Annotated in this window: 9 protein-coding genes, 1 tRNA gene and 1 pseudogene; 8 read left to right on the top strand and 3 right to left on the bottom strand. The window is 72.4% G+C overall.

The genetic code is table 11. From position 1 onward, the window contains the following. Positions 1-5 precede the first annotated feature (5 nt). Positions 6-437 carry a hypothetical protein gene (locus tag OG787_RS30975; RefSeq protein ID WP_369037334.1) on the bottom strand — a complete coding sequence of 144 codons (432 nt, stop codon included), beginning with the start codon at positions 435-437 and terminating at the stop codon, positions 6-8. A 280-nt stretch (positions 438-717) separates the two neighbouring features. On the opposite strand from OG787_RS30975, the gene OG787_RS30970 reads away from it, so the two are divergent. Then, positions 718-2,193 (top strand): hypothetical protein, encoded by a 1,476-nt coding sequence (locus OG787_RS30970; protein ID WP_405537271.1) that lies wholly within the window; start codon positions 718-720, stop codon positions 2,191-2,193. A gap of 565 nt (positions 2,194-2,758) precedes the next feature. Here OG787_RS30970 and OG787_RS30965 read toward each other — a convergent pair. Continuing rightward, the gene (locus tag OG787_RS30965) at positions 2,759-3,355 is read right to left on the bottom strand and encodes a histidine phosphatase family protein (protein WP_369037332.1); all 597 of its coding nucleotides are present in this window, start codon (positions 3,353-3,355) and stop codon (positions 2,759-2,761) included. A 284-nt stretch (positions 3,356-3,639) separates the two neighbouring features. Between OG787_RS30965 and OG787_RS30960 the strand changes: the two genes are divergently transcribed. The 7 genes and pseudogenes from OG787_RS30960 (at position 3,640) to OG787_RS30930 (ending at position 10,154) form a co-directional block, all read left to right on the top strand. Further along, positions 3,640-4,605 carry a phosphatase PAP2 family protein gene (locus OG787_RS30960; RefSeq protein ID WP_369037331.1) on the top strand — a complete coding sequence of 322 codons (966 nt, stop codon included), beginning with the start codon at positions 3,640-3,642 and terminating at the stop codon, positions 4,603-4,605. After that, entirely contained in the window at positions 4,556-5,755 is a 1,200-nt protein-coding gene (locus OG787_RS30955; protein WP_405537269.1) for a hypothetical protein, read from the top strand. Before OG787_RS30960 ends, OG787_RS30955 begins: the two co-directional genes overlap by 50 nt. Continuing rightward, positions 5,746-7,371 (top strand): hypothetical protein, encoded by a 1,626-nt coding sequence (locus OG787_RS30950; protein WP_405537268.1) that lies wholly within the window; start codon positions 5,746-5,748, stop codon positions 7,369-7,371. The genes OG787_RS30955 and OG787_RS30950 overlap by 10 nt, the downstream gene beginning before the upstream one ends. Further along, positions 7,368-8,720 carry an AAA domain-containing protein gene (locus OG787_RS30945; RefSeq protein ID WP_405537266.1) on the top strand — a complete coding sequence of 451 codons (1,353 nt, stop codon included), beginning with the start codon at positions 7,368-7,370 and terminating at the stop codon, positions 8,718-8,720. Before OG787_RS30950 ends, OG787_RS30945 begins: the two co-directional genes overlap by 4 nt. 169 nt (positions 8,721-8,889) lie before the next feature. Further along, a complete protein-coding gene (locus tag OG787_RS30940) occupies positions 8,890-9,294 on the top strand; it encodes a hypothetical protein (RefSeq protein WP_369037327.1) in 405 nt (134 codons plus the stop codon). A gap of 163 nt (positions 9,295-9,457) precedes the next feature. After that, a pseudogene (locus tag OG787_RS30935) lies at positions 9,458-10,090 on the top strand (hypothetical protein). Continuing rightward, a tRNA-Lys gene (locus tag OG787_RS30930) sits at positions 10,081-10,154 on the top strand. The pseudogene OG787_RS30935 and the gene OG787_RS30930 overlap by 10 nt, the downstream one beginning before the upstream one ends. A 258-nt stretch (positions 10,155-10,412) precedes the next feature. Here OG787_RS30930 and OG787_RS30925 read toward each other — a convergent pair. Then, entirely contained in the window at positions 10,413-11,756 is a 1,344-nt protein-coding gene (locus tag OG787_RS30925; RefSeq protein WP_405537265.1) for a M6 family metalloprotease domain-containing protein, read from the bottom strand. Between the last annotated feature and the right edge of the window lie 240 nt (positions 11,757-11,996).

Here is an 11,996-nt window from a genome sequence, read left to right as displayed (position 1 = left end):
GCGGCTCAGTGACGGTTGTCGGCGGCCTCGATGAGCCGGGCCGCCTCGCCGAGGGCCGCGCGGAGCACCGCCGGGTCGGTGGCCAGGTCCGCCTCGCCGGGCGGGAGCAGCCAGTCCGAGCCCTCGACGGGAGGTTCGGGATCGGGGACCGCGAGGCTCAGGCCACGCCCATTGGTCTCCGTGCAGGTGCTTCCGGGGACGTCCCAGGCGGCGGCGGTGCCCGGCGGCACGAGGAAGGCGAGGGTGTCGCAGCCGTCGTCGTGCAGTACGGGGCCGACCGCGTCGCCGGCACCCCGGCGCAGGATGTCGACCGCTTCCAGCCCCTGCCGGGCCGGGACCGTCACCAGATCGCAGTCGGGCAACGCGGGTGCTGTACGCGTTCTGAACGGCGTACACGGATCGGTGCTCTTGCTGATCTCCATCCCGGCCTCCACCACGGAACCCCTCCTAGTGCGAGTGGGTCGGGAGTTCGGGCGGCTCCCGGTCCACCAGGTTCAACGCGCCAGAACGTCAACGGCTACGGCACAAGACCGCCGCAAAGGATGGCAGTTCATGGCAGATCGTGGATGAGATATCCGGTTTGTAGCCAAACCCCGCGTGGTGGGTCGTGCACAGCGGGTACGTTCTTGCCCGCCGGAAACAGGGCGTCCGATGGATAACTGTTCCAACTCGCCAGGAATCCGGCACGGTTCGACGGTTCGCAGAGAGGGCCCGGCCATGACGTCGTCAACGGTGACCTCGTCGCAGTCCCCCCGGCCGCCACGGCCGAACCTCGCCTTTCGGAAGTTGCGCGGGCAGCGCTCTCCGGGCGAGTTCGCCGCGGCGGTACGGCGGGCCGCCCGCGAGATCGGGGAGCGGGTGAGCTGTGACGCGCGTTACATCGGTCGGGTCGAGGCGGGCGAGATCCGCTGCCCCAACTACGCGTACGAACGGGTGTTCCTGCACATGTTCCCCGGACGGACACTCGCCGACCTGGGGTTCGCACCCCGCGCTTCGGTGCGCGGGCGTGGGGCGCGCGAAACGGGGGACACGCCCCCTGTACACCTCGCGATCCCGACGTCCGGCATCGGTGAGACGGCGGGGGTGCACGAGCCGTATGACACGCAGGACGCACAAGAAACACACGACACGTACGACACGCAGTACCCGTACGAAACGCACGACAACTACGAGGAGAGCGACGTGCTGCGTCGCGCATTCATGGCGGGCGGTGCCACTGTGGCAGCCGCCTCCCTGAGCCCCTTCGGGCTCACATACGAGGCTTCGGCCGCGGGCCGTCCCGTGCGCCGTGTCGGCGCCGGCGAGGCGGGGGCCCTGGAAGAGGCCGTACGCCGGATCAGGCTGCTCGACGACCGGCACGGCGCCGACGGTCTCTACCGGCGTGCGGCGGCTCCGCTGCGGGCGGCCTACGAACTGCTCGACGCGGGCGCGGTACGGCAGACCACCGCCGACCGGCTGCACGCGGGCGCCGGTGAACTCGCCATCTCCGTCGGCTGGCTGGCCCACGACTCGGGCCGCTTCGACGACGCGCGCTCGCACTACGCGGAGGCGCTGGCGACGGCCCGGGTGGCCGGGGACGCGGCCCTGGAGGCACACGCCTTCTGCAACACGGCGTTCCTCGCGCGCGATGCGGGGCGTCCGCGCGAGGCGGTCAGAGCGGCGCAGGCGGCTCAGCGTGTGGCGCGGCCACTGGGCTCGCCCCGGCTGATGTCGCTGCTCGCGCTGCGGGAGGCGGGCGGGTGGGCGGGGCTTGCCGATCGCGCGGGGTGCGAGCAGGCGCTGGCGCGGGCGCAGGGGCTGTACGAGCGGGGGCCTTCGGAGGCCGATCCCGAGTGGATGAGCTTCTACGGGGAGGCGGAACTGGAGGGCTTGGAGGCGCAGTGCTGGTCGACGCTGGGCGACTGGCCGCGGGCGGCTCGGCACGCACGGCGGGCGGCGCACCTTCAGAACCCCCACTTCACGCGGAACATCGCGTTGTACACGGCCGAGCTGGCGGATGACCTGGCCCGTGGTGGCCATCCGGACGAGGCGGCGGCGGCGGGTATGCGGGTACTGGACCTGCTGGACGAGGTCCAGTCGTCGCGCATCCAGACGATGCTGGCGGCGACGGCTCGGGTGCTTCTGCCTCACCGGCGGGCGGCGGGGGTGTCGACGTTCCTGGAACGCCACGCGAGCGCGCCGCGCACGGCTTGAGCGACTCGGCTGGGGGTGGGTGGGGGTGGTCGCGCAGTTCCCCGCGCCCCTGGAAACCCCGCCATCCCTCGCTGTTCGGCTGCGGGTGGGTGGGGGCTGGTCGCGCAGTTCCCCGCGCCCCTCAAAGCCCGCCCATCCCGATCCGTTCGGCTGCGGACCGGTGGGGGCTCGTCGCGCAGTTCCCCGCGCCCCTGAAAGACCCGTCCGTCCCTCGCTGTTCGGCTGCGGGTCGGTGGGGGTTGAGCGCGCAGTTCCCCGCGCCCCTAAGGGCGCCCCAGCGGGGCGGAGTTCGCAGGCACCGCACTGCCGGGCTGCGGGCGCTCGTGACGCCCGTCAACCCGCCTAGCTGCGGGCATCCATGCCGTTGGGCGGTGGCCACCCTGGTGGCTCCTGCCCCCAACCCGCCCAGCTGCGGGCGCCCGTGCCGTTGGGCGGTGGCCATCCGGGCGGTGCGCGTCGAACCCGCATAGCTGCGGGCATGCGTGCCGCTAGGGGCGGCACGGGTGGGCGCAGCGGCACCCCGTACAGCGCCGGGCTGTGCGACCCACCCCTCGCCCCAGCCTCCTCAGCCGGTCAGGTGGCCCACGTCGTTCCAGGTTTCTATTGCCGGGGCGTCGTACGCCCAGCCCAGTACCGACAGTGACGTCGGGTTCAGTCTGATGCGGGCGGCGAAGTCGAGCGGGAGGCCCAGCCAGCGGGCGCCGATCGTGCGGAGTATGTGGCCGTGTGCGAACACCAGCACGTCTCGGTCCATCGACCGCGCCCACTCCACCACCTCGTCCGCGCGCGCGGACACCGACTCCAGGCTCTCGCCCCCGGGGACCCCGTCCCGCCAGATCAGCCACCCCGGCCGGACGGCCTGGATCTCCGCCGGGGTCATGCCCTCGTACGCCCCGTAGTCCCACTCCATCAGCGTGTCCCACTCGGACGCCCGCTCAGCGAACCCCGCTATCTCGCACGTCTCCCGCGCGCGTGCCAGCGGACTCGTGCGCACCTCGACCCCGGACAGGCCGTCGAACGGCGGCCGGTGGAGACGTTCGCCGAGCAGCTTGGCGCCGCGTCGGCCCTCCTCCAGGAGGGGGACGTCGGTCCTGCCGGTGTGCTTGCCGGCCAGCGACCACTCCGTCTGTCCGTGCCGGGCCAGCAGGATGCGCGGTGCCATGAGAGACCCTTCCGGGGGGAGACGGTGAGCGTGGCGGACAAGGCAAGAGGCGAACGTCAGGGGGCGACCAAGCGAATCAGGGGTACCGAAAGACGGAAAAGCAAGGCGGAACCCCTCCATCATCGCGCACGCTGTGCGGGGGCAACCCGGGGGTCGATCTTTGCGTCCTGTGTGACAGGGGCGCCGCATGGGGCGTTCACGTACACCGTAAAATCGGACGAACCGCAGGCCACCGACGACCGGAGGCGCAGCTCGACGGGGACAGAGAGTGGGAGAGAGATCGGATGCCGCGGACCGATACTGCATCGACGGGGAGCGTCACTCCCACCCGGCTCCGCTGGTGGACCGAGCTGCCACTGATCCTGCTGGTCTACGCGTGCTACTCCGCCGGACGCCTGCTGGTGAAGGGCAACGAGTCGACCGCCGTCGAGCACGGCCTGGCCATCCTCAGGTTCGAGAAGGACCTCTGGCTCAACGCCGAGCACCCGCTCAACCGCCTGTTCACCCGCGAACCCTGGATCGGCATACCCGCCGACTTCTGGTACGCGTCGCTGCACTACATCGTCACCCCCGCCATCCTGGTCTGGCTCTTCCGGTCCCGCGCCGTCCGCTACCGGGCGGCCCGCACCTGGCTGATGACCTCGACCTTCATCGGGCTGATCGGCTTCACCCTGCTCCCCACCTGCCCGCCCCGGCTCCTCGATCCCGGTCACGGCTTCGTGGACACGATGGCCCAGTACAGCTCGTGGGGCTGGTGGGGCGGCCAGGCCAGCGCCCCGCGGGGGCTCGGCAGCATGACGAACCAGTACGCGGCGATGCCGAGCCTGCACGTCGGCTGGTCCCTGTGGTGCGGAGTGATGCTGTGGCGGTACGGCGGTACGCGCACCACCAAGGTCCTGGGTGTCGCGTACCCGCTGATCACCACGATCGTGGTGATGGGCACCGCCAACCACTACCTCCTCGACGCCGTCGCGGGCGCCGCCGTGATGGGCGTCGGGCTGCTTCTCGCCCCGTACGTCATGCGGAACGCGGACCGGGCGAAGGTGTGGATCACGGTACGGATCACGGCTCGTGTCGCGCCCGGCTCAGCGCGCTCTCGCGGCGCAGGGACCTCAATTGTCAGTGGTGGATGCCAGACTGCCCCGCGTGAGCGAATTCCAAGGCAGCGCGAGTCCGTCTTCGGCCCAGGGGCCGAGCCCGGTGCCGCTTCCGCGGACGCCGGGGACGGCGCTGCGGCAGCGGCTCGCTGAGCTGCGCGGTCCGGACGTACCGGCGAAGGCACTGGACGCGCGTGCCCTCGCGGCCCTCGCCGCCAACCCCGGGTGCAAGCGGCGCGCGATCCTGGACGGCGCGGGGGTGAACAAGGCGACGCTGGCGAGCGCGCTGGGCTCACCGTCCGGCTTCGGGCAGTCCCAGTTCGCGCTGGCACGCGGCAACACCTTCGAGGCCCGGGTGAAGGCCGACGGCGGCGCGGAACTGCTCCGGCTGGTGCACGAGAAGCTGGACCCGGGTGCCGTGGCGCCGACGGAGGCCGAGGTCCCCGACCTCACGGCGACCGGCCCGGAGGGCCGCACCGCGCGGACGGCACTGGCTCTGCGGGACGCCCACCTGGCGAGGAGCGAGAGCGGCGCGGCCGGCTGGACGCTTCTCGACCACCCCATGCTCGCCCTGGACGTCGCGGGCTCACCCGCCTTCCTGGAGCCGGACGCGGTGGTCGTGCACCCGGACGGCGGCTGGACGGTCGTGGAGATCAAGTCCTTCCCGATGCTGGACGGTTCGGCGGACCCGGCGAAGGTCGGCGCGGCGGCCCGCCAGGCCGCGGTGTACGTGCTGGCGCTGGAGGAGGTCGCCGCCCGGCTCACCCAGGACGGCACCGCCCCGGCGCCGACCGTCAACCACCGCGTGCTGCTGGTCTGTCCCAAGGACTTCTCCAACCTCCCCGCCGCATCCGCGGTCGACGTCCGCAAGCAGCGCGCGGTGACCGGCCGCCAGTTGTCCCGGCTGACCCGGATCGAGGACATCGCCGACACCCTCCCCGAGGGCACCTGCTTCGCCCCGGACCTGCCCACCGCCGAACTGACGGCCGCGGTCGAGTCGGTCCCCGCGGAGTACGCGCCGGAGTGCCTGTCCGCGTGCGAGCTGGCCTTCCACTGCCGGGACCGCTCCCGCGCGGGGGGCGCGGTGACGTCCCTGGGCCGTTCCGTACGGGCCGAACTGGGCGCCCTGACCACGGTCGACGACGTCCTGGCGGCGGCCCACGGCCACTCCGGGGATCCGTCGGACCCGACGGTGGCCGCGCTGCGCAGAGCGGCGGCCCTGCGCGCGGAGGCGCTGAACACCCCGAGCGTGTCCCTGCCCTCTCCGGAGCTGCCCTCCCCGGAGGGAGCCGTATGTCGCTGATCACCACCCTCGCCCGCCTCGAAGCCGTCAGCACGGGCCGCGCCCAGCCCGTCGCCACCGTCCGGCACCGGCATCTGTCCGAGCGGCCCCTGGTCCTCGTACCGCTGACCACCGCCGGTGAGGCCGGGGCCCCGCTGGGCGCGCTGGTCGGCGACGACCGGAACGCGCCGCGTCTGCTCGTCGTACCGCAGCCGCGCGACCGCGACCTCAGGTTCGCGTTCCTCGCCGAACTGGCGGACGTGGTCCTGCCGTTCATCGACTCCTACGCCGACGCCGTGGAGGCCGCCGAGCGCAACGAGACCGACCCGGAGACCGGCAAGCGGGTCAAGGTCGAGGTCGAACTGTGCGCGGACGCACCCCAGTTGATCGTCCCGAGCCGCGCCGGCATCGACTTCGTCCGGCTGCTGGGGCGCTCGATGCGCTTCCGTCGTACGGCGGAACAGGACCCGGAGACACCGCATCCCGCCCCGCCCCGGGTGCCGTTGCTCGGCCGTTGGTTCACGCACTACGGGGAGCGGGCCAGGGTCCCCGGTTCCGCCCTGCTCCTGGCGCTGACGGACGTGCTGTCGCGGCACTGGGCCACCGGGCAGTCCACGCTGGAGGACCAGCATCTGGGCGCGCTGCTCGCCTGGATCGACCCGCCGGACGGGGAGTCGGGTGCCGAGGCCGCGCTGCGGGCCGAGTTGGCGCGCGACGCGAAGGGGCAGCTGCTGTGCCCGCCGGCCGGTCCGGCGACGGACCCGGCGTTCGACAACAAGCTGCTGGCCCCCGCGATCGAGCGCTTCAACCGCGCGCGGACGGCACACGCCGCCGCCGAGGACGGCGAGTCGGCGGACGACCGGCTCGTTGAACTCACCGCCGCCGAGCGGGAGTTGCACGCCCTCGTCGAGAGCCGTACGCGGCCCACCTGGGACGCGGTGTGGCACGGCCTCGACCTGCTGCGGGCCCTGCCGGAGGGCGCCCACGCGGCCGACCGGTGGACACGCGACCGCTGGTCGTTCACCGGCCACCGCGACCGGGTCACCGCGGGCGAGCCCCCGCAGCCGCGCCGCGACGACGCGGTGACGGCGGCGAACAAGCTCGCCACGCGCGAGCGCGAACAGGCCCGTCTGGAGGCCCAGGAGGCCTTGGACGACCCGCTGGTGATGGCGGGGCGGCGGCTGTCCGGGGAGGCGTTCGCGGGCGAGGTCATCGATGTCGTCATGACGTACAGCGAGGGCAAGCGCCCGAGTCCGCGCCCGCTCGTCACCGTCCGCACGGACGACCGCCCGCAGCTCGGGGAGCGCGCGAAGGTGTACCGCTCGCTGGGCGGCAAGCCACAGGCGGCGGAGTTCGTGCGCCACGAGGACGGCCCTGAGGACGGTCCGGGAGCGGAGGGTTCGGTGATCGTCCTGCGGGTGGTCGACAAGATGGGCCGGGGCAAGGAACCGGAGGCGGGGTCGGTCCCGGAGAAGGGCGACCTCGTCTGCTTCACCCTGTTCGAGCACGAACAGCGGGGCGGAGCGAAACTCCCGGACGCGGACCAGACGCCGTGGACGCATGGCGGGCCCCCGGGCGAGCAGGCGACGGCCACGGTGCCGGAGGCCGACCCGGTGACCGAAGAGGATGTGCTGTGAACGCCGCTCACACCCCGCAGGCCGTCTTCGACCCCGGGGCCGCCGCCGGCCGGGCCACCGACGCGATCCTGCGCGACACGCTGCACGGCACCCACCGCGGGGTCGTCGTCGACTCGCCGCCCGGGGCCGGGAAGTCGACGCTCGTGGTCCGGGCGGCGCTCGAACTGGCCGAGGCCGGGCGGCCGTTGATGGTCATCGCGCAGACCAACGCCCAGGTCGACGACCTCGTCGTCCGGCTCGCCGAGAAGAACCCCGAGCTGCCGGTGGGGCGTCTGCACAGCAGTGCCGCCGACCCGTACGACAAGGCGCTGGACGACCTGCCGAACGTACGGAAGTCCGCGAAGGCGGCCGAGCTGGCGGGCCTGGACGTGGTCATCTCGACGGCCGCCAAATGGGCCCACGTCAAGGTCGACGAGCCGTGGCGGCACGCGATCGTGGACGAGGCGTACCAGATGCGCTCGGACGCGCTGCTCGCCGTCGCGGGACTGTTCGAGCGGGCGCTGTTCGTGGGTGACCCGGGTCAGCTGGACCCGTTCGCGATCGTCGGCAGCGAGCAGTGGGCCGGTCTGTCGTACGACCCGTCGGCCTCGGCGGTCACGACCCTCCTGGCCCACAACCCCGAACTGCCCCAGCACCGTCTGCCGGTGTCCTGGCGGCTCCCGGCCTCGGCGGCGCCGCTCGTCTCGGCCGCGTTCTACCCGTACACCCCGTTCCGCAGCGGCACCGGCCACGGCGACCGGCGGCTCGCCTTCGCTGTCCCGTCGGACGGCTCGGGCCCGGACCGGGTCCTGGACGAGGCCGCCGAAACGGGCTGGGGCCTGCTGGAACTCCCCGCCCGGCACACCCCTCGTACGGACCCGGAGGCGGTACGCGCGGTCGCCATGGTCGTACGCCGCATGCTGGACCGGGGCGGCGCGGCCACCTCGGAACGCGGGCCGGACCCGACGCCCCTGACCGCCGACCGGATCGCGGTCGGCACCGCACACCGGGACCAGGCGGCGGCGGTCCGGGCGGCGCTCGCCGAACTGGGCGTCGCGGACGTCACCGTCGACACGGCGAACCGGCTCCAGGGCCGGGAGTTCGACGTGACGGTCGTCCTGCACCCCCTCTCCGGTCGCCCCGACGCCACCGCCTTCCACCTGGAGACGGGCCGCCTCTGCGTCCTGGCCTCCAGACACCGGCACGCGTGCGTGGTGGTGTGCCGGGCGGGCGTGACCGATCTCCTGGACGACCATCCGTCGACGGAACCGGTACAGCTGGGGGTGACGGTGAAGTTCCCGGACGGCTGGGAGGCCAACCACGCGGTGCTGTCGCATCTCGCCGAGCACCGGGTGCCCTGGCAGCCCTAGCCGCAGGTCAGGTGCCCTGTCGGGTGGAGCCGTGGCCCACTTGCGCGGGCGGGGGACAATGGACGGTGGCCCGGCTCGACCGGCGGGGCCTGTCGACCGTGTGCCGTACACGCGCTGGTGCGTGAGCGGTACGTACGAACGGTGCGGAACCGTACGAGGAGGAGAAGACATGGCGGAGCCCACGCCGCGTCGCAACGAACCGCGGCTACGCCCCGCGCCCCTGCTCTTCGAGCCCACGCAAGTGGCCGACGACCCGGAGCACTTCTTCGACCTGGAGTCGATCGACGACCCCCGCGCGCTGCTGACCCGCGCCACGGAGCTGACCCAGGCGTTCCGCGCCGCGACCGACCGCGCGGTCGAGTACCAGGCGATGGCGGCGGCCCAGCTCGCCGACCCGCGCCGCTTCGACCGGCTGACGACCGCCGACATCGCGGAGCGCGCCGAGTGGACCGAGGACTACGCGAAGAAGATGGTCGAGTACGGCCGTGAGCTGCTGCGCGGCGGCGGGGAGAACGCGAGTGGCGGAGGCAGCAGTGGCGGGGGCCACGGTCACGGTCACGTCGACCCGGTCTGACCTCTGACCTGGTCGGACACTCTCGTACCGGCTCGGACCGGCCCCGTCTCGAAAGTCCGTGCGGCATATTCAGTAGGGCAAGGTACTCCAGCTCGCCCCGTCCTGTCCCGGTTTCCGGCAACCCTCGGAGATCGTGCGCTCACTGCCGGTAGATCTAGACGTCATGAGCAGCACTTATTCCGACGTCTCGGGAGTCACCTCGGAGGGCGCCGCCTGGCTCGCCTCCGCAGGAACGTATCCGCGCAGCACGCTCTCGCTCTGGGCCGAGCGGCCCACCGCCCCGCTCGTCCTGCCCTGCGGCACCGCGTTCGACGTCGTCAACGCGCCCGCCGTCTTCGGCCGGAGGATGCTCGACCGCCTCTGGGGCGAGGGGCCCGGCTCAGGGCCGGTGGCCGCCTACCGGGGCCGGATCCTCCTGTTCGCGGCCCTGGGGACCGCCCAGCGACTGCCCTCACTTCTACGGTGGGAGGAGTGGGGCTCCGCCGGCGAGTGCGGTGATGACGACGACCCCGGTACCGGGCGTCGGCACTCTGTCCCGCCGCTCCTCTGCCACGGCCGCGGCGACGCGGTGACCGTCCCCGCGCTCGCGAACGACGGAGCCGAGGCGGAGCCCCGCCCCGAATCCCGCTAGGTCGTAGCCCCCGACACCTGCCGTCCCTGGCTTCCCGGCCCGGAGATCCTGCTCTGGGCGGCCGTACGAGCGGCCCGTGCCGCCGTCTCCGGTGGCCTGCGGATATCGATTTTTCCTCCCGCCGATCAGGGTGCTAAGGTCTACGACGTCAGCAGGCGCCGCTAGCTCAGTTGGTTAGAGCAGCTGACTCTTAATCAGCGGGTCCGGGGTTCGAGTCCCTGGCGGCGCACAGACGATCGAAGGCCCCCTGCGAAAGCGGGGGGCCTTCGATGTTGAGACCAGCTGCTCCGGCGCACCGGGACGGCTGGGGGTCCAGCAGGGCGGCTGGGGGTCCGGGGGTTATCCCCCGGATGACACAGCATCAGCGGGTCCGGGGTTCGAGTCCCTGGCGGCGCACAGACGATCGAAGGCCCCCTGCGAAAGCGGGGGGCCTTCGATGTTGAGACGAACCACTCCGGTTTCCGTGGCCCTTTCGCTGCCGCTCGGCTCAGCCGGACGTGATCTCCACCGTCCACGCCCCCGACGGCGTACGGCCCTCCACCTCCACGCGGACGTTCTCGCCCGGCACCGTGAAGCTCTCGCCGAGGGCGACGGGTGCGTCCGCGAGGGGCGGGTAGACCGAGTCCTCCCAGCAGGCCTCGGTGCGTGGATGGGCGTCGACCACCTCGACCGGGCCGCCGCCCGACTCGGCACCACTCTGCACCCGGTAGACGAGCACACCCTGTGTGCACGTCGCGCTGTCGTTGCCCGTCGTCCCCCGGGCCTCGAAGGCGAGCGCCCGGTCGACCCCGGTCCGCACGACGGCCAGCTTCACCCCGTCCCCCTGCCCGAAGACCGGCGAGCCCGCCACGCCCCCTTCGCCACCCGCGTTCGCGTACGCGGTCGTGGCCGGATGGGCTCCCAGCGTTTCCAGGGTCAGGCGGGTCGAACCTCCCCCGCGTACGCACGCCACCTGGCGCGGTTCCAGCCACCCGAGTTTCCATTTGTGCCAGGCGAACAGATCCGGCGCCAGTCCGAACTGGCTGCCCATCAGGTCCCAGTCGCCGACGTACGTGTCCCAGTCGCCCTTGCCGTCCATGGGCCGGTGGTAGAGGTCGGGCAGGTCGAAGACATGGCCGGTCTCGTGGGCGAGGACGAGCCGGTCCGGCGGGTGGTTCTCGAAGACGGTGACGACGCGGCGGATGTCCGTGCCGTCGGCCCGCAGCGGGACGTCCAGGTTGACGACCTTCGTCGCGTCGGAGTCGACGCCGGGCGCGTCCGGGTCGGCCACGAAGTAGACGATGTCGTAGCCCGAGAAGTCGACCTCACGGTCGGCGGTGGCGAGCGCGTCGCGCAGATAGGCGGCACGGTGGGCGGCGCTCCAGTCCCGCTGTATGGCGTACGCGGTGGACGGTTTCGGCATGCGGAGCCAGCGCTGGAGCGGGTGCGGGCGCAGCGTGAATCGGCCGTACGAGGCGCGGTCGAAGAAGTCGCTGGTGGCCGGGAAGTGGTCGGCGGCCAGTTCGGCGGGGGTGGTGCGCGGGCGCGCGTCCGGGAAGGAGAGGAACACCATCACGGCGTCGAGGGGGCGGGAGGGGCGCGGATAGGCCGCGTTCCAGGTGTCCAGGCCCTCCGAGTGGTGGGCGTCGGTGCGTTGCAGGGCGCAGGGCTGCGCCGAGAAGGGTTCGGCGACCGAGGGGTCCGCGATGAGGGACGTGGCGGCGAGGGCCGTCATGGTGGTGAGGACGGCGGCGGTGCTGCGCAGTCGGGGGCGCGGTCCGTCGCACGCGAGCCCCTTGAGTCCCGTCAGGGCGTCACGGGTGAGCCCCTTGAGGGGGAGCTGACGCAGCACGCAGACCTCCGGTTGCGGTTCGGGGACACCGCAACCCAGCCTGTGTGATCTTGTGTTTATATGCCCTGTTTGTCTGCACCAGAAGGGTGATTGGGCGTCGAACAGGGGTCGACCGGGCATGCTGACAAGCATGTGAGGACTCACCCGTTGTGGAGCGACACCCCGAAACACTCACGGAACGTCACAACCGATCGAGGGCGAAGGAACCCGTCCAGGCGCGGGCAGAAACGATCTGTCAGA

The sequence above is a fragment of the Streptomyces sp. NBC_00075 genome (genome assembly GCF_045041225.1).
Classification (GTDB): Bacteria; Actinomycetota; Actinomycetes; order Streptomycetales; family Streptomycetaceae; genus Streptomyces; species Streptomyces adonidis.
This window is presented reverse-complemented; position numbering and strand designations above follow the sequence as displayed.